Source organism: Streptomyces sp. NPDC007901, assembly GCF_042959465.1.
In the GTDB taxonomy this organism is placed as follows: Bacteria; Actinomycetota; Actinomycetes; order Streptomycetales; family Streptomycetaceae; genus Streptomyces.
Genome location: NZ_JBIBKW010000001.1, coordinates 932883 through 956045, shown reverse-complemented (window position 1 = coordinate 956045; position 23163 = coordinate 932883). Strand labels below are relative to the sequence as shown.

The 23163-nt window shown below is 72.5% G+C and carries 17 protein-coding genes; 5 read left to right on the top strand and 12 right to left on the bottom strand.

Going from position 1 to position 23163, the window contains the following annotated elements; genetic code table 11:
- Nucleotides 1–77: 77 nt before the first annotated feature.
- Complete coding sequence (locus ACFZDK_RS04560) at nt 78–674, bottom strand: SprT-like domain-containing protein (RefSeq protein WP_390969660.1); 597 nt, start codon at nt 672–674, stop codon at nt 78–80.
- Between the two features lie 226 nt (nt 675–900).
- Between ACFZDK_RS04560 and ACFZDK_RS04555 the strand changes: the two genes are divergently transcribed.
- Together ACFZDK_RS04555 and ACFZDK_RS04550 are read left to right on the top strand one after the other, a co-directional pair.
- Nucleotides 901–2106, top strand: coding sequence for a TOMM precursor leader peptide-binding protein (locus ACFZDK_RS04555; RefSeq protein ID WP_390969658.1), 1206 nt, complete (start codon nt 901–903; stop codon nt 2104–2106).
- Nucleotides 2099–3523, top strand: a complete 1425-nt coding sequence (locus tag ACFZDK_RS04550; RefSeq protein WP_390969657.1) for an AarF/UbiB family protein — start codon at nt 2099–2101, stop codon at nt 3521–3523. Before ACFZDK_RS04555 ends, ACFZDK_RS04550 begins: the two co-directional genes overlap by 8 nt.
- A gap of 9 nt (nt 3524–3532) precedes the next feature.
- Here ACFZDK_RS04550 and ACFZDK_RS04545 read toward each other — a convergent pair whose 3' ends face one another.
- The 5 genes from ACFZDK_RS04545 to ACFZDK_RS04525 form a co-directional block, all read right to left on the bottom strand.
- Entirely contained in the window at nt 3533–3745 is a 213-nt protein-coding gene (locus tag ACFZDK_RS04545) for a hypothetical protein (RefSeq protein ID WP_390969655.1), read from the bottom strand.
- Nucleotides 3746–3879: 134 nt separating this feature from the next.
- Nucleotides 3880–4206, bottom strand: coding sequence for a hypothetical protein (locus tag ACFZDK_RS04540; RefSeq protein WP_355715807.1), 327 nt, complete (start codon nt 4204–4206; stop codon nt 3880–3882).
- The gene (locus ACFZDK_RS04535) at nt 4203–4571 is read right to left on the bottom strand and encodes a WhiB family transcriptional regulator (RefSeq protein WP_355715805.1); all 369 of its coding nucleotides are present in this window, start codon (nt 4569–4571) and stop codon (nt 4203–4205) included. Before ACFZDK_RS04535 ends, ACFZDK_RS04540 begins: the two co-directional genes overlap by 4 nt.
- A 172-nt stretch (nt 4572–4743) precedes the next feature.
- The gene (locus ACFZDK_RS04530; RefSeq protein ID WP_390969652.1) at nt 4744–5061 is read right to left on the bottom strand and encodes a hypothetical protein; all 318 of its coding nucleotides are present in this window, start codon (nt 5059–5061) and stop codon (nt 4744–4746) included.
- 163 nt (nt 5062–5224) lie between these two features.
- Nucleotides 5225–7423 carry a UvrD-helicase domain-containing protein gene (locus tag ACFZDK_RS04525; RefSeq protein WP_390969650.1) on the bottom strand — a complete coding sequence of 733 codons (2199 nt, stop codon included), beginning with the start codon at nt 7421–7423 and terminating at the stop codon, nt 5225–5227.
- A gap of 177 nt (nt 7424–7600) precedes the next feature.
- Here ACFZDK_RS04525 and ACFZDK_RS04520 point away from each other — a divergent pair, with 177 nt between their 5' ends.
- Nucleotides 7601–7843, top strand: coding sequence for a mycoredoxin (locus ACFZDK_RS04520; RefSeq protein ID WP_390969647.1), 243 nt, complete (start codon nt 7601–7603; stop codon nt 7841–7843).
- A 65-nt stretch (nt 7844–7908) separates the two neighbouring features.
- On the opposite strand, the gene ACFZDK_RS04515 is transcribed toward ACFZDK_RS04520, so the two are convergent.
- The 6 genes from ACFZDK_RS04515 to ACFZDK_RS04490 all read right to left on the bottom strand — a co-directional run bounded on the left by ACFZDK_RS04515 (nt 7909) and on the right by ACFZDK_RS04490 (nt 18564).
- Nucleotides 7909–8511, bottom strand: coding sequence for a methyltransferase domain-containing protein (locus tag ACFZDK_RS04515; protein ID WP_390969645.1), 603 nt, complete (start codon nt 8509–8511; stop codon nt 7909–7911).
- Between the two features lie 11 nt (nt 8512–8522).
- Entirely contained in the window at nt 8523–9467 is a 945-nt protein-coding gene (gene nudC, locus ACFZDK_RS04510; protein ID WP_365686631.1) for an NAD(+) diphosphatase, read from the bottom strand.
- A 150-nt stretch (nt 9468–9617) separates the two neighbouring features.
- Complete coding sequence (locus ACFZDK_RS04505) at nt 9618–11021, bottom strand: dipeptidase (protein WP_390969643.1); 1404 nt, start codon at nt 11019–11021, stop codon at nt 9618–9620.
- A 10-nt stretch (nt 11022–11031) separates the two neighbouring features.
- Nucleotides 11032–14562 carry a UvrD-helicase domain-containing protein gene (locus tag ACFZDK_RS04500; RefSeq protein WP_390969641.1) on the bottom strand — a complete coding sequence of 1177 codons (3531 nt, stop codon included), beginning with the start codon at nt 14560–14562 and terminating at the stop codon, nt 11032–11034.
- Between the two features lie 46 nt (nt 14563–14608).
- On the bottom strand, nt 14609–17902 hold the full coding sequence (locus tag ACFZDK_RS04495; protein WP_390969639.1) for a UvrD-helicase domain-containing protein: 3294 nt from the start codon (nt 17900–17902) through the stop codon (nt 14609–14611).
- A 275-nt stretch (nt 17903–18177) separates the two neighbouring features.
- The gene (locus tag ACFZDK_RS04490; RefSeq protein ID WP_390969637.1) at nt 18178–18564 is read right to left on the bottom strand and encodes an MGMT family protein; all 387 of its coding nucleotides are present in this window, start codon (nt 18562–18564) and stop codon (nt 18178–18180) included.
- Between the two features lie 162 nt (nt 18565–18726).
- Here ACFZDK_RS04490 and ACFZDK_RS04485 point away from each other — a divergent pair, with 162 nt between their 5' ends.
- The gene (locus ACFZDK_RS04485) at nt 18727–21486 is read left to right on the top strand and encodes a lysylphosphatidylglycerol synthase domain-containing protein (RefSeq protein ID WP_390969635.1); all 2760 of its coding nucleotides are present in this window, start codon (nt 18727–18729) and stop codon (nt 21484–21486) included.
- A gap of 62 nt (nt 21487–21548) precedes the next feature.
- Entirely contained in the window at nt 21549–23090 is a 1542-nt protein-coding gene (locus ACFZDK_RS04480) for an alpha/beta fold hydrolase (RefSeq protein WP_390969633.1), read from the top strand.
- The last annotated feature ends 73 nt before the right edge of the window (nt 23091–23163 follow it).

Below are 23163 nucleotides of genomic sequence, written 5' to 3'. Positions count from 1 at the left end.
GGACATCGGAAGAAGTCGGTACAGACCCGGTACACAACCGCGCTCAGCGACCCCGGAGGGAGCGCTCCCGAGGCGTGTCACTCATCGCGCGAGCCGGGCACCGGGGGCAACCGGTCGGCGGCGACCACCCCTTCGAGATAGCCCCGGGCCCGCTCGGTCCGCGGATACGCCTCCAGGAGCCGCCAGAACCGGGGCCCGTGCCCCGGCACCAGCAGATGCGCCAGTTCATGGCAGAGGACGTAGTCGACGACGTACTCCGGCATGCCCTGGAGCCGGTGCGAGAGCCGGATGCTGCCCTCGGCCGGGGTGCACGAACCCCAGCGGGTGTTCTGGTTGGTGACCCAGCGCACCGAGGCGGGGCGGGCCCGGCCGTCGAAGTACTGGTCCGACAGCCGCTGGGCGCGCTCGGCCAGTTCGGCGTCGCCCAGCACTCGCCTGCTCTCCTGGGCGGCGAGTTTGTTGAGCATGACGGTCACCCAGCGTTTCTCCTCCGCCTCGGACATCCGGGCGGGGATCAGCACGACGGTGCGATCGCCCTCGCGGTACGCAGAAACGGTCCGGCGGCGCCGGGCGCTCCTTCGTACCTCGATCGCGCTCACCCCCGGGCCGCTGGGCGGCTGGCTCGTCGTGCTGCGCTGTGGCTTTCCGGCGCGGTGCAGTGGGTCGGCGGGCACGCCCCGACGTTACCCGCTGCACATGCGGGAAGTCCCGGGTCCGGGACGGTTCGGTGCCGATCCCCCACCATGCGTTTGATTTGTACGACGAATACCCACCGCCTGTGGACAACTTCCGGCAGCCGCCGGGCGGCCCGGGCATGCTGGCACTCGTCGGCGGAGCGTGACCGGCTCCACCGGCAGACGGGGACGTTCCACGACCTTTCGACAGTTACGGGGGCCTGTCATGCATCCGTTGGTGAAGTCCGCGCTCCGGCGCGGCTGGCGTGATCTCAACACCGTGCAGTTCGGGATGACCCCGGCGCACGCCATGACACTCGGGCCGATGGACACGGCGACCGGCAGCTTCCTGGACCTGCTCGACGGCGCCCGGGGGCTGGCGCTGCTGCGCGCGGAGGGGCGGCGCATGGACCTGCCGGACGGGCAGGTCGACGCGCTGGTGGAGCGGCTGTCGCGGGCCGGTCTCGTCGACGACCCGCACGGCGGCGGGCCGGCGGCGCAGGCGTTGCGCGCGAAGAAGGAGGTCCTGGACCGGCTGGGCCCCGATCTGGCGTCGCTCTCGCTGATCACTCCGGAGCCGGGCGGTGCGCTCGGCCGGCTGGCGGCCCGGCGTGCGCTGCGGGTGCAGGTGCGGGGTGCGGGCCGGGTCGGGGTCACGCTGGCCGCGCTGCTGTCGGGTGCGGGGGTCGGGGAGGTCGACGTGCGCGACGTGGGCCGGGTCCAGCCGTGGGACGTGGCACCGGGCGGACTCCCCGCGGAGGCGATCGGCGAGCGCCGCGACGAGGCCGCGCGCCGGGTCGTCCGCCGGGCGGCCCCGGACCGCCCGCCGCGCCGCCCGGACCCGGCGGCCGAGGAGCCCGGCCTCTCCCTGGTGGTCGTCGCCCCGCGCGACGACGTCCTGGTGCACGCCCCGGACGCGCTCGCCGCCGAGCCGCTCATGGCCTCGGGGACTCCTCACCTCTACACGGGCGTGGTGGAGGGCACGGGTGTCGTCGGCCCGCTCGTCCTGCCCGGCGGGACGGGCTGCGCCCGCTGTCTGCACGAGCACCGCACGGACCGGGACCCGGCCTGGCCGCGCCTGGTCGCCCAGTGGCGTTCCGGTCAGGCCCGCCGGGTGGGCGCCTGCGATCTGACGCTGGCGACGGCCGTGGCCGGACTGGCCGCCGCACATGCCCTCGCCTTTCTCGACGGGGAGTCACCGGCCGGTACAGGAGTGCGCTGGGAGGCGTCCGTGCCCACGCTGCACTGGCACGCGCGACCGGTCTGGCCTCATCCCGCATGCCCGTGCGGCGCGGCGGAGAAAGCTAAGGGGGAACACTCCTCAACCAACGGGGATCGACACGAGACAATGGTGGTGCAACGGCCGTCGGCGGAGCGACGAGAGCACACGGACGCGGCGCGGCCGACTGGGACTTGGAGGGCGCATGTCTGATCTTCCCCGGAAGGCGGTCACCCGGACCGCCAAGCTCGCCGCGCTCCCGCTCGGCTTCGCCGGCCGGGCGACCTGGGGTCTGGGCAAGCGCATCGTGGGCGAGTCCGCGGAGATCGTCGGCCGCGAGCTGCAACAGCGCACGGCGGAGCAACTCTTCAAAGTCCTCGGCGAGTTGAAGGGAGGGGCCATGAAGTTCGGGCAGGCCATGTCCGTCTTCGAGTCCGCCCTCCCGGAGGAGATCGCCGGCCCCTACCGGGCGGCCCTCACCAAACTCCAGGACGCCGCGCCACCGATGCCGACCCGCACCGTGCACGCCGTGCTCACCGAGCGGCTCGGAGAGGACTGGCGGGAGCTTTTCATGGAGTTCGAGGAGAAGCCCGCGGCGGCGGCCTCGATCGGCCAGGTGCACCGTGCGGTGTGGCACGACGGCCGTGAGGTCGCGGTCAAGGTGCAGTACCCGGGAGCGGGCGAGGCCCTCCTGTCCGACCTGGGGCAATTGAGTCGTTTCGCCCGCTTGTTGGGTCCGCTGATCCCCGGGATGGACATCAAGCCGCTGATCGCGGAGCTGCGCGACCGGGTCTCGGAGGAATTGGACTACGCCCTGGAGGCGCAGGCCCAGGCGGCGCACGCGGAGGAGTTCGAGGACGACCCCGACGTGGTGGTCCCGGCGGTGGTGCACCAGTGCGAACAGGTCCTGGTCACGGAGTGGATGGACGGGATACCGCTCTCCGAGATCATCTCGGAGGGCACCCAGGAGCAGCGCGACCGGGCCGGTCAGCTGCTGGCCCGGTTCCTGTTCTCGGGCCCCGCCCGCACCGGCCTGCTGCACGCCGACCCCCACCCGGGCAACTTCCGTCTGCTGCCGGCCGAGCCGGAGGACGAGGAGGAGTGGCGTCTGGGCGTACTGGACTTCGGCACGGTCGACCGCCTCGCCGGCGGCCTGCCCGCCCCGATCGGCGACTCCCTGCGGATGACGCTGGACGGTGACGCCGAGGCCGTCTACGAGCTGCTGCGCACGGAGGGGTTCGTCAAGGAGTCCATAGAGCTGGACCCCGACGCCGTCCTGGACTATCTGCTGCCGATCATCGAGCCGGCCCAGGTCGACGAGTTCACGTTCACCCGGAACTGGATGCGCAGCCAGGCGGCCCGTATCGCCGACCCCCGCAACCCCGCCCACCAGCTGGGCAAACAGCTCAACCTGCCGCCGGCCTACCTGCTGATACACCGGGTGACCCTGAGCACCATCGGTGTGCTGTGCCAGCTGGGCGCGACGGTACGGCTGCGGGAGGAACTGGAGGCATGGCTGCCCGGCTTCGTGCCCGAGGACCTCGACGCGTACGACGAGTACGAGGAGTTCGCGGCGGCCGAGGAAGCCGAGGCGGCCGACACGGCGGGGGCGGCCCTGGAAGCGCAGTAGGGGCAGGGGTCACCACCAGGACGAGTCGAGCCGGCCCTCGATCGCGCGGAGGTTCTCCCTGGAGCAGGTGTCGCAGAAGAACTGACGGACGCCGTTCTCCACGGAGCAGGTCCAGGTGGTGGGATGGGGGACGTCGGCCGGGGTGCCGCAGCGCGCGCACGCGAGCGGGTGGGGCTCCGTGGCGGAGCCGCCGTGATCACTGCCTCCGGGAAGACTCGTCACCAGGCGACGATAACTCCGCGGCGCCGATCCGAGCGCACAACGCACCGCGGGGGCCGGTCCGTTCGGCCGGACCGGCCCCCGCGGGGAGCTTTCGCCTCCCGGGATCGGGAGGCCACCGCTTCAGGTGTGCTGGGTCACTGCATGACGGCCATGGCGAGCGCACGGCGGGCACGCATCGAGGCGCGCTCGGCCCTGCGCTGCATCCGGCGAGCGGTCACCAGGCGAACCGCCCGGCGTTCCCGCTCGGCCTCGTGCAGTCGCTCGTGCATATGCGCACGAGCCAAGGCTTCTGGGATGAGTTGCATCTCTCGGGTCCTGTTCTGACGCGAGCCGGTGGTGATACCGGCGGAGGTGAAGTCTGGAGTCGCGGAGCCGGCGGGCTCGCTGGTGGACGGCTTCATCGGGGCCTGCTTCTTGGGGTCGTGCGTGAGGGGGCGGTCGATCGTTCCGAGGATGTTCATGCCGTGACCGGGTTCTTGCGCGGGCGGCCACGGGGCCGCTTGCGGGCGACGACGACACCCTGGACGAACAGCTCGCCACCCCAGACACCCCAGGGCTCACGCCGCTCCTTGGCGCCGGCGAGGCAGGCCTCGATCAGCGGGCAGGTGCGGCAGAGGGACTTGGCGTACTCGACGTCCGCCGGCGTCTCGGCGAAGAAGACCTCCGGGTCGTAGGACCGGCAGGGGACGGGTACGCCGAGGTTCTCGATGGCGTCGTCGAGCGCGGTGAGCGCGGTGAGCGGGATCAAGGTGGAGTCCTCCGTGAGGCCGGGCGGGGGGATCGTTTCGGAAGGCGGTACGGACGGGGCGTGCGCTTCGAGTTGCACGGTTGTTGTTCCTCGTCTGGTCGTGCCGGTCGGGTTGGACCGGTTGGCGGCTGGTACCGGGTTCTGCTCTTGCCCCGAGGCCCCTTCGCTCCGCTCTCCCCGTTCGGGGAAAACAGAAGGGCCGCGGATCCCGGATGGGGTTCCGCGGCCCTGAAGGCGCCGGCCTGATCGATCAGGCTGGATCACTCCAGGGTTCTGGCCCACGGAAGGCCCACATCAGGTGGTGCTGCGTCGTCTGCTTCCGGCTTCCGGCACCGGCTGCCGTAAAGGCATAGGCCTTGGCCTGTGCCGCTACTGCTTCCAGTGCCTCAGTCGGTCGCTCATCGCGCTCACGGACAGGAAGACCCGCGAGAGAAACGGAGGACGCCGGACGCACGGCAGGAATGCCGGACAGACCGGTGCCCAGGTTCGAGACGCCGAGCATGCACACGGAGACGGCCGAGAGATCGGTCATTTTGGCCGCGCTGATGTTGGTCTTGATGCTGATCACTGGACTCGCCTCCTCTCGGCGTCTAAGGGACTGGGGTTGAGCCAGTCCTTCGGATATGCAAGTACATCACGGAACCGGGCCTTCGAGAAGGCCGCCGCTTCCGTGCCTAGAACCTATGGGGATTGCTGGGGCATGCGCAAACTATTTTTTCGACGAGTTCTCATCAGTCGCCCGCCGGGTCTCCCCCGGGCTCCTGGCCTGCGCAGATGGCCAGAACATCGGCGCCGTAACGGTTGAGCTTGCGCATGCCGACGCCGGGGATGCGGGCCAGTTCGCGATCGTCGTCCGGAGCGCTCTCGGCGATGGCCATCAACGTCCGGTCGGTGAAGACGCAGAAGGCGGGCTGACCGCTGAGCCGGGCCTGGTCGGCGCGCCATTCGCGCAGCCGCTCGTAGAGCCCCTCGTCCATGTCGGACGGACAGCCGTCGCAGCGCATCAGCTTCATCTCACCGGCGTCGGTGAGGGTGCGCCCGCAGACCCGGCAGCGGGCCGGGGTGCGCTGGGTGCGCCGGGGCGCGGCTGCACCGGGGCTGCCGGAGAAGCCGCGTTCGACGCCCCCGGTGCCGGCGCCGCCACCGCGGCCGACGGTGCCGGTGGAGCCGGGGCGCAGGCCGTCCAGGAACCGGCTCGGCCTGCGGTTGGGCCGGCCGCCGGGGGTGCGGGAGAGGGACCAGGAGACGTACAGCCGTTCCCTCGCGCGGGTCACGCCGACGTAGAGGAGACGGCGTTCCTCCTCGACCTGTTCGTCGGTCTTCGCATAGGTGATCGGCATCATGCCCTCGGCGACCCCGACCAGGAAGACGGCGTCCCACTCCAGGCCCTTCGCCGAGTGCAGCGACGCGAGGGTGACGCCCTGGACGGTCGGGGCATGCTGGGCGTTCGCCCGCTCGTCGAGTTCCGCTACGAAGTCGGCGAGGGTGGCGGTCGGCCGCGCGGCGGCGACGTCCTGGGCGAGATTGACCAGGGCGGCGAGCGACTCCCAGCGTTCCCTGACCGCGCCGGAACCGGCCGGGGGCGTGGTGGTCCAGCCCTCCCCGGAGAGGACCGCGCGCACCTGGGAGGGCAGGTCCACGGTGTCGTCGAGCAGTGCGTCGTTGCCACCGAAACGGGCCGCGGCGCGCAGGGCGACACCGGCCTTGCGCACCTCGGGCCGGTCGAAGAACCGCTCGGCGCCCCGCAGTTGGTAGGGCACTCCGATGTCGGCGAGCGCCTGCTCGTAGGTCTCGGACTGGGCGTTGGTCCGGAAGAGCACGGCGATCTCGGCGGCCGGGACCCCGGAGTCGACGAGTTCCCGGATGCGACGGGCTGCGCCCTCGGCCTCGGCAGGCTCGTCGGTGTACTCGGTGTGGACGGGCTCGGGTCCGGCGGGGCGCTGGGAGATCAGCTCCAGGCGGTGGTCGGCGGCGCGGCCGCGGGCCTGGGCCAGCAGCCCGTTGGCGAGGTGGACGACCTGGGGTGTGGAGCGGTAGTCGCGGACCAGTTTGACGACGGTGGCCCCGGGGTGGCGGGTACGGAAGTCGAGCAGATGGTCGGGGGTTGCTCCTGTGAACGAGTAGATGGTCTGGCTGGCGTCGCCGACGACGCACAGGCTGTCGCGGTCGCCGAGCCACAGTTCCAGCAGACGCTGCTGGAGCGGGCTGACGTCCTGGTACTCGTCGACGACGAAGTGCTGGTACTGGGCGCGGACCTGGTCGGCGATGTCGTGCCGGTCCTGCAGGACGGCGACGGTCAGCAGCAGGACGTCCTCGAAGTCGATGACCGCGCGGTCACGCTTGAGGGCTTCGTAGACGGAGTAGATCTGGGCGATCTCGGCCGGGTCCCGGGGGGACTCTCGGCCGGCCTTCGCGGCGGCCGGCGCATAGTCGGCGGGGACGGTCTGGGTGACCTTGGACCACTCGATCTCGGCGGTGACGTCCCGCAGCTCGCCGCGGTCGAGGCGGATGCGGCAGGCGGTGGCCGCGTCGGCGACGAGCTGGATCTTGCGGTCGACCAGTCGGGGCAGGGAGCCACCGATCGCTTTCGGCCAGAAGAACTGGAGCTGGCGGAGCGCGGCCGAGTGGAAGGTGCGGGCCTGGACGCCCTGGGCGCCGAGCTGGCGGAGCCGGCCGCGCATCTCCCCGGCGGCGCGGTTGGTGAAGGTGACGGCGAGCACGCTGGACGGCTGGAGGATGCCGGCCCGCACCCCGTAGGCGATCCGGTGGGTGATCGCCCGGGTCTTGCCGGTACCGGCTCCGGCCAGCACACACACCGGACCGTGCAGGGCGGTGGCCACCTCGCGCTGCTCGGGGTCGAGCCCTTCGAGCACCGCGTCGGCCGACTCCGGTGCCTGCGGGAAGAGGGAGGAGTGCGTTGCTGCTGTCACACCGCCATGCTGCCAGGTCGCCGGAGACGGCTGTGCCGGTTGTCCACAGGCAGCCCCTCGCAGTCGTACTAATGCGGCAGGCGTCACTCGGGGCCGGTGCTGCGGGAATGGCGGACGGGTCGCGTACGTTCCTCTCCTGGATGAGCTTCCCCGACCTGCCGAAGGAGCGCGAGCGAGATGCAGGGCACTGTGACGATGTACAGCACCACGTGGTGCGGCTACTGCCGTCGGCTGAAGAGCCAGCTGGACCGCGAGGGCATCGCGTACACCGAGATCAACATCGAGCAGGACCCCGATTCGGCCGCGTTCGTGGAGAAGGCGAATGGCGGAAACCAGACGGTCCCGACGGTACTCTTCGCCGACGGCTCGACGCTGACGAACCCTTCGCTGGCCCAGGTGAAGCAGAAGGTCAACGCGTAGGTTTTTCTGCGACAAGGCGGTCCCTGGCTTGATCAGGGACCGCCTTCGCGCGTATCAGTGCGTCGTCAGCGTGGTTTGTCCCACACCACCGTGTAGCGCCACAGCAGCCGACGCCGGTAGTGGCGTCCGGGGAGGCGATGGGCGGTGGACCGCTTGACCTCGCCCCAGTTCATGATCGGGTCCTCGACGGGCATGTCGGCCGGATCCTCCTTGCCCCCGTGCCGACGCGCGGCCAGCAGGCTCGCCGGGACCCCGCAGCCACTGATCACCCAGTCCAGGGTGGTGTGGTTGTCGGCCAGCCCGACGACGACCAGCCGGCCGCCGGGCGCGAGCAGTTCCACCAGCCGGTCGATCGCGTCGTCGAACGGGGAGTGGTGGATGACGGCGACGGCGCTGACGAAGTCGTAGCCGCCCTCGTCGAGGGAGGCGCCGCCGAGGTAGTCGCCCTCCACGAAGGTGGCGTTCCCGATGTCCCGCTTGCGCGCCTGCCGGATCATCTCCGCCGACCGGTCCACGCCGGTCACCGTCTCCGCCCGGGCCGCGAGCCTGGCGGCCAGCAGGCCGTCGCCGCAGCCGACGTCCAGGGCGGCACGGCAGCCGTCCGGTACGGCGTCCAGCACCACGGGGTGGTAGTGGACGTTGTGGTTCCAGTACGTCTCGGCGGTCATCGCGGGCCGTCTCAGACGAAGCTCCTCGTCGGCAGCGGCTTTCCGTACCACATCTCGATCAGGCGGGCCGCGATGGAGATGCCGTACGGCGGCAGGACGTCGCCGGAGTCGAAGGCGGCGCCGAGTTCGTCGCGGGAGAACCAGCGGGCCTCGTGGATCTCGTCGCCGTCGACGTCGATCTCGGTCGTGGTCGCGCGGGCCATGAAGCCGAGCATGAGGCTGGACGGGAACGGCCAGGGCTGGCTGGCGACGTACTCGACCGGGCCGACGGTGACTCCGACCTCCTCGGAGACCTCGCGGCGCACCGCCTGCTCGATGGACTCGCCGGGCTCGACGAAACCGGCGAGCGTGGAGAAGCGGCCCTCCGGCCAGTGGACCTGGCGGCCGAGCAGGATGCGGTCGTCCTCGTCGGTGACGGCCATGATCACGGCGGGGTCGGTGCGCGGGTAGTGCTCGGCGCCGCAGGCGGGGCAGCGGCGGATGTGGCCGGCGGCGGCGATGACCGTGCGCTCGCCGCAGCGGGAGCAGAACCGGTGGGTGCGCTGCCAGTTCTCCAGGCCGACCGCGTGCACCATCAGGCCGACGTCACGGGGTGACAGCAGCAGCCCGGCCTCGCGCAGGCCCGCGGGCCGCGCGGACTGGTCGATGCGGCCGGGCAGGGCGTCCTTCTGGAGGGCGAAGTAGCTTACGCCGTCCTCGTCGGTGCCGAGGAAGTAGCGGTGCGCCTCGGTGAGGGGGGCCTCGAAGGAGGGGGTCATGACGAGTTCGGTGCGGCCGTCGGGCGTCTCGTCGATGAGGACCTGACCGCCGGAGACCACGAAGCAGCGGGTGTCGGGGTGGCTCCACGCCGCCGCGAGCCAGGCCTCGTCGAGCCGGTGGTGGGCGGCGCGGTCGATGCCGCTCGGGGCGGTGAGCGAGATGGGTCGATCGGCGGTGTGGTCGGTCCAGGTGGTCACGGGTGCTTCCAACTCCCCCAGTGCAACGGTTGTTTCAGTGGGCGGTTCAGCGGGACGAAGGGCGGGAGGAGACCGGGTGGGGCGGGGGCGGGCGGGGCGGTTCTTCCAGTGTGCCCCGCGCGCGGTACCGCTCCGGACGGCGCCGACGGCTCAGGGGGCATGGCGCCAGTTCTCCGCAAGGTCGCCCCACAGGTAGGCGCTGGTCTCGACGCCCTTGAGGAGAAGGCCCAGCTCGACCTTCTCGTTCGGGGCGTGCCAGCCGTCGGAGGGGACGGAGATACCCAGGAAGAGGACGGGGGCGGCGAGGACGTCCTGCAGATCCGCGGCGGGACCGGAGCCACCCGAACGGGTGAATCTGATGGGGCTCTCGAAGGCCCGGCCCATGGCTCGGGCCAGTGACTGGAGGCCGGGGTGGTCGAGCGGGGTCAGGCACGGGCGGGTGGCGGGCAGGAAGGTGATCTCGGCGCGGATCCCGGCGGGGATCCGGTTGTCGGCCCAGGCACGGACGATCTTCTCGATGTGGTCGGGTTCCTGTCCGGCGACCAGCCGGAACGACAGCTTCAGCAGGGCCGAGGACGGAATGATCGTCTTGCTGCCGGGGCCCTGGTAGCCGCCGCCGATGCCATTGACCTCGGCGGTGGGGCGAGCCCAGATGCGCTCCAGCGTGGTGTGCCCGGCCTCGCCCTCGGTGGCGTACGAGTGCGCCTCGCGCAGCCAGCTCTGCTCGTCGAAGGGCAGCTCGGCCCAGAGCTGCCGCTCCCGGTCGCCGAGCTCGACGATGCCGTCGTAGAAGCCGGGAACGGCCACGCGCCCGTGCTCGTCGTGCAGGGCCGCGACCAGGCGGGCGGCCACGGTGGCCGGGTTGGGGACGGCACCGCCGAAGGCGCCGGAGTGGATGTCCTGGTCGGGGCCGTGCAGGACGATCTGGCACTCGGCGAGCCCGCGCATGCCCGTGCACACCGTGGGGGTGTCCTCGGACCACATGCCGGTGTCCGAGACGATCACGGCGTCGGCGGCGAGCCGCTCGGCGTGCTGCTCGACCAGCGCCCGGAAGTGCGGGGAGCCGGACTCCTCCTCGCCCTCGATCAGCAGCTTCAGGTGGACCGCGGGGGCCGTGCGGCCGGTGGCGGCGAGGTGGGCGCGGACGCCGAGTGTGTGGAAGAACACCTGGCCCTTGTCGTCGGCCGCCCCGCGCGCGTAGAGGCGGTCCTCCCGGACGACCGGCTCGAAGGGGTCGCTGTCCCAGCCGTCCTCACGGGCGGCGGGCTGCACGTCGTGGTGGCCGTAGACGAGGACCGTGGGTGCCTCGGGGTCGCCCGCGGGCCACTCGGCGAAGACGGCCGGGGCGCCGGGTGTCTCCCAGACCTCGGTGGTCGGGAAGCCGGTCTCCGTGAGCTTGGCGGCGAGCCAGTCGGCACTGCGGCGTACATCGGGGGCGTGGTGGGGCTGGGCCGACACCGACGGGATGCGCAGCCATTCGGCGAGGTCGTCGAGGAAGGCGGCGCGATGCTGCTCGATGTACGTACGGACAGCGCTGTCCGGGGTCTGGCTCATGGTCACGAGCCTATCGGCCCGGACCGACATCCTCGGCGGGCGGTTCGTCACACTCGGCTTGTCCGACGATCAGCCTTTCCAGTCCGGCCCGGTCCGGCAGCCCCTCCGGTCGTTCGATCTCGCCGGTACGGACGTGCACGAACGCGGCCGTGACCGACTCGGGCGGCACGCCCTGCTGCTCGGCCCAGCCGATCCGGTAGATCGCCAGCTGGAGCGGGTCGGCGAGCCGGGTGCGGCTGGTCTTCCAGTCGACGATCTCGTACGTCGCCGCGTCGCCCTGCCCCGTCCGGTAGACCGCGTCGATACGGCCCCGGACGACCCGGCCGGCGAGGGAGAGCTGGAAGGGGGCCTCGACGCGGTAGGGCGTGCGGTGGGCGTACTCGGTGCGTTCGAAGGCCTCCTTCAGGGCTTCGAGGTCCCGCTCGTCGGCGATCTCCGCGTCGCTGCCGGGCAGCTCGTCGGGGTCGAGCATGGGCAGCGTGAGCTCTTCGAAGCGCGCCTCGACCCAGGCGTGGAAGCGGGTGCCCCGGCGCGCGGCCGGTTGCGGAGGGTGCGGCATGGGGCGGGCGAGTTCCTGCGCGAGCCCGTCCGGGTCCTCGGCCAGCCGCATCAGCTGGGTCGCGGAGAGGGTCGCCGGCAGCGGGACGTCCGTGACGCTCCGGCGGGCGCGCAGCAGCTCGCCGGCGAGCGCGTCGAGGTCACGGTCCCAGGAGGCGATGGCGCGGGCCTCCTCGGGAGTGAGGCGGGCCTCGGGAGTAAAGGCGGCCGCGGAGGTGGGGAGGGCACGCTCGTGCTCCGGCGTGCGCGGGGGCGTGCGCTCGGCGGGCGCGGTCTGGTGCGGGACCGTGGGTCGGTCGGTGCTCCAGGAGTCCCAGTCGGCGGAGTCCTCGCCCGGGAGGCCGTCCGCGTAGGGGGCGGCTTCGCCGAAAGGGACGTCCTCGCCGTAGGGGACGTCCTCGTCCTCGGGCGGCGGGGGCCAGTCCGGGTCCTCGTGAGCGGCGGGGTCGTGGTCGGCGGGGACCCCTCCGTCGGTCTCCGCCGTGAGTGCGTCCAGGTGGGCGAGGACGGTCTCGGCGGCCGCGCGGCGGCGGGCCAGGGCGGCGTCGTCCAGGGGCAGCGGCCACACCTGGTCGGCGCTCGCCGCGTGCAGGGCCGGGTTCTCCTCGTCCTCCTCCGGTTCGTCGGCCCAGGCCTCGATCTCGCCGTGTCCGGCGACGCTGTGCTCGTACAGCGCCTGAAGGAAGTCGGAGGGGCCGCGCGGCTTCTTCTGGTTGGGGCCCCACCAGTGGCCGGAGCCGAGGAGCAGGGAGCGCGGGCGGGTGAAGGTGACATAGCCGAGGAGGAGTTCCTCGGTGTGCTGGTGGTCCTTCATGGCCTCGTGGAAGGCCCTCATGCCGCGCGAGTCCCAGGCCTCGACGTCGGGCAGGGTGTCCCCGTCGCCGCGCAGGGCGTGCGGGAGCACCTTGGCCTGGGCGGTCCACCTCTCCCGGCCCTGGCTGCTCGGGAAGGTTCCCTTGACCAGTCCGGGGACGGCGACGACGTCCCACTCCAGGCCCTTGGACTTGTGCGCGGTGAGCACCTTGACGGTGTTCTCGCCGCCGGGCAGGGCGTTGTCCAGGCCCTTCTCGTACTGGGCGGCGGTGCGCAGGAAGCCGAGGAAGGCGAGCAGGGTCGCCTCCTGGTCGCCGGCCGCGAAGGAGGCGGCGACGTCCAGGAAGTTGGACAGCGTCTCGCGGCGGCGGGCGGCCAGCGCGTGCGGGGACGCCGACAGCTCCACCTCCAGGCCGGTGACCGCGAGGACCCGGTACAGGACGTCCATGAGCGGGTCGGACAGGGAGCGGCGCAGCTCGCGCAGTTCGGTGGCCAGGCGGGCGAAGCGCACGCGCGCGTCCGGCGAGAACGGCAGCCCGTCGTCCGCCTGCTCGATGCCGAGCGGTAGCTCCAGGAAGGTGTCGAGGGCGTCCGCGAGCGATATCACCTCGGAGGGGTCGACCCCCTCGACGGCCTCGGCGAGCCGGCGGTCCGGGTCGTCGGCGTCGCCCACGCGCGCGTGGGCCACCAGCAGCCGGGCGCGGCGGCCGAGGAGGGCGAGGTCGCGGGGGCCGATGCGCCAGCGCGGGCCGGTCAGCAGCCGGACCAGGGAGGCGTTGGCCCCGGGGTCCTGGAGGACCTCGCAGACGGCGACGAGATCGGCCACCTCGGGCAGGTGCAGCAGCCCGGAGAGGCCGACCACCTCCACGGGGATGTCGCGGGCGACCAGAGCGCCCTGGATCTCCGCGAAGTCGGTGGCCGTCCGGCACAGGACCGCGATCTCGCCGGGTGCCGTGCCGGTGCGGACGAGGTGGGCGACCGAGTCGGCGATCCAGGCCATCTCCTCGGCGTGGGTGCGCAGCAGGGCGCAGCGGACCGTGCCGTCCCGCTCGGCGCCCGGGGCGGGGCGGAGGGCTTCCACGCCCGCGTGCAGGGCGCGCAGCGGCTCGGCGAGGCCGTTGGCGAGGTCGAGGAGGCGGCCGCCGCTGCGGCGGTTCTCGCTGAGCGCCTGACGGGTGGCGGGGCGGCCGTCGGCGTGGGCGAAGTGCTCGGGGAAGTCGTCGAGGTTGGCGACGGAGGCGCCGCGCCAGCCGTAGATGGCCTGGCAGGGGTCGCCGACCGCGGTCACGGGGTGGCCGGTGCCGCCGCCGAACAGGCCCGCCAGGAGCACGCGTTGGGCGACCGAGGTGTCCTGGTACTCGTCGAGGAGGACGACCCGGAACTCCTCGCGCAGCAGCCGGCCCACCTCGGGGAGGCCGGCCAGTGCCGCGGACAGCGCGATCTGGTCGCCGAAGTCGAGCAGGTCCCGCTCGCGCTTGGCGGACCGGTAGCGGTGGACGAGTTCGGCCAGTTCACGGCGGGCGGCGGCCGTCTCGGGCACCTTGCGCAGGTCGGCGTTGCCGAGCCGGACGCCCGCCAGGGTGTTCAGCAGCCCGGCGTCCCAGGTGCGCAGGTCCTCTGGGCGTACCAGGTGTTCGGCGAGTTCGGAGTCGAGGGTGAGCAGGTCGCTGACCAGGTCGGCGAAGGAGCGGGTGAGGGCCGGGTAGGGGCCGGGGGCCTCGCGCAGCACGCGTGCGGCCAGTTGGAAGCGGGTGGCGTCGGCGAGCAGCCGGGAGGTCGGCTCCAGGCCGATGCGCAGGCCGTGGTCGGTCAGCAGCCGGCCCGCGAAGGCGTGGTAGGTGGAGATGGCCGGCTCGCCGGGCGGGTGGTCGGGGTCGATGACGTCGGGGTCGGTGACGCCGGCCTTCACGAGTGCCTTGCGGACGCGTTCGGCGAGTTCGCCGGCCGCCTTGTTGGTGAAGGTCAGGCCGAGGACCTGTTCCGGGGCGACCTGTCCGGTGCCGACCAGCCAGACCACGCGGGCCGCCATCACCGTCGTCTTGCCCGATCCGGCTCCGGCCACGATCACCTGCGGGGCGGGCGGCGCGGTGATGCAGGCCGTCTGCTCCGGGGTGAACGGGATACCGAGGAGCTCCTTGAGCTGCTCGGGGTCGGTGATGAGGGCGGGCATGAGGAAAGAGGCTAGCGGCGGGCACTGACAATCGAGGAACCAGCGCTCAGTCCACCACGTGCCGCCCCTCCGGCCGCGCGCTGCAGGAGGCCCGGAAGGCGCAGTGCGTGCAGTGCTGGCCGGTGGTCGGGGTGAACCGTTCGTCGAGGACCTTGCCGGCGGCGGTGGCCAGCAGCTCGCCGACCCACTCCCCCTCCAGCGGCTCCTGCGCCTGCACCTTGGGCAGGGTCTCGCCGCCGTCGCGCTGGGGGGCGCCCTGTCTGAGGTGGACCAGTTCGGCGCCGCCGGGTTCGGGCCGGACGCCGTCGAAGGCCTCGTCCACGGCGCCCTCGCGGACCGCGAGCTGGTAGACGGCGAGCTGCGGGTGCCGGGCCACCTCGGCCGCGCTGGGCGCCTGCTTGCCGGTCTTGAAGTCGACGACGTACGCGCGGCCCTCGCCGTCCGCCTCCACCCGGTCCATCTGGCCGCGGATGCGCACCTCGTAGTCGCCCGCGCCGAGGGTGACGTCGAAGTCCTGCTCGCTGGCGACCGGGGTGCGTTCGGCGCGGTCCAGGACGTGCCACTTCAGGAAGCGTTCGAGCGCCACGCGCGCGTTGTCCTTCTCCTGGGCCGACTTCCAGGGGGCGTCGAAGGCGAGCGCGTTCCACACCGACTCCAGGCGCTCCATGAGGACGGCGAGGTCGGCGGGGGTGCGTCCGGAGGCGACCTCGTCGGCGAGGACGTGCACGACGTTGCCGAAGCCCTGCGCGGTGGTGGCGGGCGCGTCGGCCTTCACCTCGCGGCCCAGGAACCACTGGAGGGAGCAGGTGTTGGCGAGCTGGTCGAGGGCGCTGCCGGAGAGCACGACGGGCTGGTCCCGGTCGCGCAGCGGCACCTTGCTCTCGGTGGGCTCGAACATGCCCCACCAGCGGTAGGGATGAGCGGACGGCACCAGGGGGCGGCCGTCCTCGTCGGCGAGCGCGGCCAGCCGGGCCAGACGGCGGGCGGCGGCCTCCCGGAGGGCGTCGGAGGCGCGCGGGTCGACGGTGGTCGCGCGCAGTTCGGCGACCAGGGCGGCCACGGAGAGCGGGCGGCGGGGCCGTCCGGTGACGTCCTGGGGCTCGACGCCCAGCTCGGTGAGGAACCGGGAGGGCTGGTCGCCGTCGTCCGCGGGGGCCTTCACCGCGGTGACGACGAGGCGTTCCCGCGCGCGCGTGGCGGCGACGTAGAACAGCCGGCGCTCCTCGGCGAGCAGCGCGCCGGGGGTGAGCGGTTCGGCGAGTCCGTCGCGGCCGATGCGGTCGGCCTCCAGGAGCGAGCCGCGACGGCGCAGGTCCGGCCACAGGCCCTCCTGGACGCCGGCGACGACGACCAGGCGCCACTGAAGGCCCTTGGAGCGGTGCGCAGTCATCAGACGGACGGCATCGGGGCGTACCGCGCGCCCGGCGAGGGTGTCGGCGGCGATGTCCTCGGCCTCGATCTCGGCCAGGAAGTTCAGCGCGCCCCGGCCGCCGCTGCGCTCCTCCGCGCGGGCGGCGGTGGCGAACAGGGCACACACGGCGTCCAGGTCACGGTCGGCGTTGCGGCCGGCCGCGCCGCCGCGCCGGGCGGAGCGTTCCAGACGCGAGGGCCACGGTGTGCCGTTCCACAGGACCCACAGCGCCTCCTCGGCCGTACCGCCGCCCGCCAGGCGCTCCCGGGCCCTGCCGAGCAGGGCGCCGAGCCGCTGGGCACCGCGCGCGTATCCGGGGTCGTGGACGGCCAGGCGCTCGGGCTCGGCGAGCGCCCGCGCGAGCAGTTCGTCCGAGGGCGGCGGGAGCGCGTTGCCGGCCGCCCGCTCCTCGTCGCGCAGGGCGCGGCCGAGGCGGCGCAGGTCGGCCGCGTCCATGCCGGCGAGGGGGGAGGTGAGCAGGGTGAGCGCGGTCTCGGTGTCGAGCCAGCAGGCGCCCTCGTCCGCGTCCTGCGCCGCGTCGGCCTCCGCCACCGCGCGGAGCGCCGTCAGCAGGGGCGCCACCGCGGGCTCGTGGCGCAGCGGTACGTCGTCGCCGTCGATGTCCAGGGGCACGCCGGCCGCGGTGAGGGCGCGGCGGACCGTGGGGATGGTGGCGGATCCGGCGCGTACCAGGACGGCCATGTCGCTCCAGCGGACACCGTCCTCCAGGTGGGCGCGGCGCAGGATGTCGGCGATGTTGTCCAGCTCGGTACCGGACGTCGGGTACGTGTACACCTCGACCCGGCCGCCGTCCCGCGCGGCGGCAAGCTCGCGGTGGGCGCGCACCTGGGCGGCGGGCAGCCGGGTCAGCGGCATCCGCCGGGTCAGCAGGCGGGTCGCGGCCAGCAGGCCGCCGCCGGCCCGGCGGGAGGTGCGGAGCACCTCGACGGGGGCGGGACGGCCGTCCACGCGCGCGAAGGCCGACGGGAAGTCCAGGATGCCGTTCACGTCGGCGCCCCGGAACGTGTAGATCGACTGGTCCGGGTCGCCGAACGCGACCAGGGTGCGGCCGCCGCCGGCCAGGGCCTGCAGCAGGCGCACCTGCGCCGGGTCGGTGTCCTGGTACTCGTCGACATACACGGCGTCGTACCGCCCCGCGAGGTCCAGGGCGACCTCGGGACGGTGGGCGAGCAGCACCGCACGGTGGACGAGTTCGGCGTAGTCGAGGACGCCCTGCAGGTCGAGGACGTCGAGGTACTCGGCGAGGAAGGCGGCCGCGGCCCGCCAGTCGGGGCGGCCGATCCGGCGGGCGAAGGCGTCCAGGGCGGCCGGGTCCAGGCCCAGTTCGCGGCTGCGGGCGAGGACCGCGCGGACCTCGTCGGCGAAGCCGCGGGTGGTCAGGCAGGCGCGCAGCTCGTCCGGCCAGCGCACATGGTTCAGCCCGAGCCGTTCCAGGTCGGGCTGGCCGGCCAGCAGCTCGCGGACGGCGACGTCCTGCTCGGGGCCGGACAGCAGCCGCAGCGGGTCCACGAACCGGCCGCTGTCCTGATGTGAGCGGACCAGGGCGTAGCAGTACGAGTGGAAGGTGGTCGCCCGGGGCGCGCGGGCGGCACCCACCCGCAGGGCCATCCGGTCGCGCAGCTCGACGGCGGCCTTGCGGCTGAACGTCAGGACCAGGATCCGCTCGGGGTCCCCGCCCCGGGCGATGCGCGAGGCCACCGACTCGACCAGGGTGGTGGTCTTTCCGGTGCCGGGGCCCGCGAGGACGAGCAGCGGACCGGACCCGTGGTCAACCACGGCGCGCTGTGCCGCGTCCAGAGGAGGGGGATCCATGTCGGCCGGCGGGGTACGGACCAGTCGGTAAGCGCCACGGCTCCCCTGCCGCACCGGGAGGTGCGGCAGGCGCCTGGTGGAGGAAGAGGAGCTCACGTGGTTCGCCGGTCCTGGTGGGTGTGCTGGTCGGTGCGCGGTCGCGCGTGCGGAGTGGTGGCCGCGGGGTGAGCGGGACACGCGCAGCCGACGCTACGCCGACGAACCGGACGGAAGCAGGGCTTCCGATTCTTCCCGTCCGCCTCGGGCGGCACCTACGCCCCCCGCGGCACCCGCGCCCCACATCTCACGAACGTACGTCATGCCACGGACGTCCCCGCTGTCCCTCGTACGGGCCACCGGTTCCCCCCGAGGGCCTCGGATGGCGGAAGCTGTCAGGTGTGAGCCTCCGTGTCCGCGCCGCCGTCCCACCGCGCCCGCCTCATGTCGAGCCGCGGCAGATGGCCCTCCGCAGCCCTGCCCGCCTCCTTCAGCGGCGTGCCCTCCGCGCGGTAGTGATCCAGCGCACTCAGCTCGTGCCCCGGGAGCAGGACTCCGTCGGCGCGCACCACACGCCACCACGGGACGGCACCGCCGTAGAGCGACATCACACGCCCGACCTGGCGCGGTCCGCCCTCGTCCAGCCACTCCGCGACGTCGCCGTACGTCATCACGCGCCCCGGCGGGATCCGCTCGGCGACCTCCAGGACCCGCTCGGCGTACTCGGGCAGTTCGTCCGCGTACCCCTCTCGGGTGTCCTCGGGAAGGCTCTGCTCGCTCATTCGCCCCATCCTGCCGCACCCCACCGACAACCGGGCGCGGTGCGCGTCCGGCCGCCGTCTCGCCCTCTCGCGGCGCTTGGGGCAGACTGTGCGCCCCCGCATCTGCACCCTGATGCCCTCCGGTGTCGGTGGGGCATGCCACCATCGTGCGGGCGGTGACTGGTGATACGAGATCAAGAAGAGACGACCGAGCAGCAGGGCGTGCACCCCGACAGAGCGGCGGGCACCTCTGACGCCGCCGCACGCCCGGACGCCGAGGGCCGGGACGCCGTGGACCCGGACGACGACGCGCGCCCCGACACCGCCGCCGAACCCGACGTCTCCGAGGCGGAACACGTGCCGGACGAGATGCACACCGACGAGGTGGAGGGCGACGAACCGCTGCTCCCCGCACGCGTGCACCGCCCCTCCGACCTCATGCGTCTGCTGGTCGGCGTGCTCGCCATCGCCGTGCTGCTCGGGATCGCCGCGTTCGCGCACGGCACCACCTCCGGGCTCGAACAGGACATCAACAAGGGCACCGGACAGGCCCCCGACCTGCTGATCAGGTTCGCGGGGCTGGCCTCCAGCATCGCGATCCTGCTGGTGCCGGTCGCGTTCGCGATCGAGCGGCTGATCAAGCGGGACGGGCTGCGCATCGCCGACGGCGTGCTCGCGGCCGTCCTCGCGCACGGAGTGACCCTCGCCACCGACCTGTGGGTGGCGAGAGCCGCCCCGGACTCGATCCAGGAGGCGCTCACCCAGCCCTCCCCCGGCGACATCCACGCCCTCACCGACCCCGTGCACGGCTATCTCGCGCCCGTCATCGCCTATATGACGGCCGTCGGCATGTCCCGGCGGCCGAGATGGCGCGCGGTCCTGTGGATCGTGCTGATGCTCGACGCGTTCTCCATGCTGGTCACCGGGTACACGACACCCTTCTCGATCATCCTCACGGTGCTGATCGGCTGGACCGTCGCCTACGGCACGCTGTACGCGGTCGGCTCCCCCAACGTCCGCCCCACCGGGCGGACCCTGCTGGCGGGCCTGCGGCACGTCGGCTTCCACCCGGTCGGCGCGGCCCGCGAGGAGGCCCTGGACAGCGAGAACGGCGACCGGGGCCGACGCTACTTCGTCACCCTGGAGGACGGCCCGCCGCTGGACGTCACGGTCGTCGACCGGGAACAGCAGGCCCAGGGATTCTTCTACCGCGCGTGGCGCAATCTGACCCTGCGCGGCTTCGCCACCCGCTCCAGCCTGCAGTCCCTGCGCCAGGCCCTGGAGCAGGAGGCACTGCTGGCGTACGCGGCGATCGCGGCCGGCGCCAACGCCCCGAAGCTGATCGCCACCTCCGAGCTGGGCCCCGACGCGGTGATGCTCGTCTACGAGCACACCGGCGGCCGCACCCTGGACTCGCTGGCCGACGAGGAGATCACCGACGAACTGCTGCGCAACACCTGGCACCAGGTGGCGGCGTTGCAGTCGCGCCGGATCGCGCACCGCAGGCTCGCGGGAGACGCCATCCTCGTGGACCGTTCCGGCACGGTGATCCTCACCGACCTGCGCGGCGGTGAGATCGCGGCCGGCGAGCTGCTGCTGCGCATGGACATCGCCCAGCTGGTCACCACGCTCGGTCTGCGGGTGGGTGCCGAGCGGGCGGTGGCCTCGGCGGTCGGTGTCCTCGGCCCCGACGCCGTCGCCGACTGTCTGCCGATGCTCCAGCCGATCGCGCTCACCCGCTCCACGCGCGCGACGCTGCGCAGACTCGCCAGGGAGCGCGCCCAGCGCGAGCGCGACGCGGTCCTGGAGGCGTCCAGGCAGGCCAAGCAGGCCCGCCTGGAGGAGTCGGTAGAGAAGCCCGACAAGAAGACGGTGCGAGCCGAGCAGCGGGCCGAGAAGCGGGCACTCGACGAGGCCCTGGACGAGGCGCGCGAGGAGGACCTGCTCACCCAGATCCGGCACCAGGTGCTGCGGATCAGACCGCAGGCCCCCGTCGAGCCGGCGCGTCTGGAGCGGGTCCGGCCGCGCACGCTGATCAGTTTCATGGCCGGTGCGGTCGGCGCGTACTACCTGCTCACGCAGCTCACCCACATCGAGTTCGACACCCTGTTCGCGCAGGCCCAGTGGGGCTGGGTGCTCGCCGCGGTGGCGTTCTCGGCGCTCAGCTACGTCGCCGCCGCGATGGCGCTGCTCGGGTTCGTGCCCGAGCGGGTGCCGTTCGTACGGACCGTGGCGGCGCAGGTGGCCGGCTCCTTCGTGAAGATCGTGGCACCGGCCGCCGTCGGCGGTGTCGCCCTCAACACGCGCTTCCTGCAGCGCGCCGGCGTGCGCCCCGGGCTGGCGGTCGCGAGCGTCGGCGCCTCACAGCTGTTCGGACTCGGCTGCCACATCCTGATGCTGCTGTCCTTCGGCTATCTCACCGGTACCGAGAAGACCCCCTCGCTGTCCCCGTCCCGCACGGTCATCGCGGGCCTGCTGACCGTCGCCGTCCTGGTCCTCGTGGTGACCTCGGTGCCGCTCCTGCGGAAGTTCCTCGTCACGCGCGTGCGGTCGCTCTTCGCGGGTGTCGTGCCGCGCATGCTGGACGTGCTGCAGCGGCCGCAGAAGCTCGTCACCGGCATCGGCGGCATGCTGCTGCTGACCGCCTGCTTCGTGATGTGCCTGGACGCCTCCATCCGCGCGTTCGGCGACGAGTCGACCTCGCTGAGCATCGCCAGTGTCGCCGTCGTCTTCCTCGCCGGAAACGCGCTCGGCTCCGCGGCCCCCACCCCGGGCGGTGTCGGCGCGGTCGAGGCGACCCTGACCGTCGGCCTGATCGCCGTCGGCCTCCCCAAGGAGGTCGCGGCCCCCGCCGTGCTGCTCTACCGGCTGCTGACCCTGTGGCTGCCGGTCCTGCCGGGCTGGCTGGCCTTCAACCACCTCACACGCAAGGGCGCGCTCTAGGGTCGTACCTCGTACGGCTCGCGCCCCGCGCGCGTGACCGTGGGCGACCGCAGGATGGGAGCATGCCGAACCCCCTCCGGATCCGCGTCGCCGCCCTGACCACCGCCCTGGTGCTGTCCTCCGTGCTGACCGGGTGCAGCGACGGTTCCAAGGACGGGGATCTGACGGCACAGAAGCTGGACTGGAAGGACTGCCCGGCCCCCGACGAGGCGGAGGGTGGCGGCGACACCCCGTCGCCGCTGCCCGGCGGCGGCAACTGGCAGTGCGCCACCATGAGGGCGCCCCTGGACTGGTCGAAACCGAAGGGCGCCACGATCGGGCTCGCGCTGATCCGCGCCAGGGCCAGCGGCGCCGCGGACAAGCGGATCGGCTCCCTGATCTTCAACTTCGGCGGACCCGGCGGCAGCGGCGTCACCACGCTCCCCGCCTTCGGCGAGGACTACGCGGCCCTGCGCACCCGCTACGACCTGGTCAGCTTCGACCCGCGCGGAGTCGGCCGCAGCGATCCGGTGGAGTGCGAGAACGACGCCCAGCTCGACGACTTCTTCCAGCAGGACGGAACGCCTGACACCAGCGCCGAGCGCACCCAGCTCATCAACCGCACCAAGCAGTTCAACTCCGCCTGCGAGAAGAACTCCAAGACGATCCTGCCGCACGTGCCCACCACCGACGCCGCCCGCGACATGGACCTGATGCGCCAGGTGCTCGGCGACAGACAGCTGCACTACTTCGGCATCTCCTACGGCACCGAACTCGGCGGCGTCTACGCCCACCTCTTCCCGAAGAACGTGGGCCGGGCCGTCCTCGACGCCGTCGTCGACCCCACCCAGAACCCGGAGGAGAGCTCGCTCGGGCAGGCCAAGGGCTTCCAGCTCGCGCTCGACAACTTCGCACAGGACTGCACCTCGAAGACGACCGAGTGCCCGATCGGCGACACCCCGCAGGACGTGAAGGACCGTATCGCCAAGCTCCTCGCGGACCTCGACAAGAAGCCGATCCCCGGCATCCTCCCCCGCATGCTGACCCAGACCGCCGCCACCAACGGCATCGCCCAGTCCCTGTACTCCAAGGACTTCTGGGAGTACCTCACCGAGGGCCTGGAGGAGGCGTACGACGGCGACGGGAAGATCCTGATGCTGCTGTCCGACTCGATGAACGGCCGCAGCCAGAACGGCGAGTACAGCAACATCACGGCGGCGAACATCGCCATCAACTGCGCCGACGAGAAGCCGCGGTACACCGCCGACTACGTCCAGCAGAGACTTCCCACGTTCCGCGCCGCGTCCCCGCTGTTCGGCGACTACCTCGCCTGGGGCATGGTCAGCTGCACCAACTGGGCGGTGCCCGGCGCGGCCGACCATCCCGACGTCAGCGCGCCCGGCTCGGCACCGATCCTGGTCGTGGGCAACACCGGGGATCCGGCCACACCGTACGAGGGGGCGAGGAAGATGGTGGAGGCGCTCGGGAAGGGCGTCGGGGTGGAGCTGACGTACAAGGGGCAGGGGCACGGGGCGTACGACAGCAAGAACAAGTGCGTGCAGGCGGCCGTGAACGGCTACTTGCTGGAGGGGACGGTACCGAAGGCCGGAACGGTCTGCACCTGACCGTCCGTTGACCAGCCCCGAATTCCGAAAGACCATAAAACCGCAGGTCAAAAGGTTATCCACAGGCTGCGAC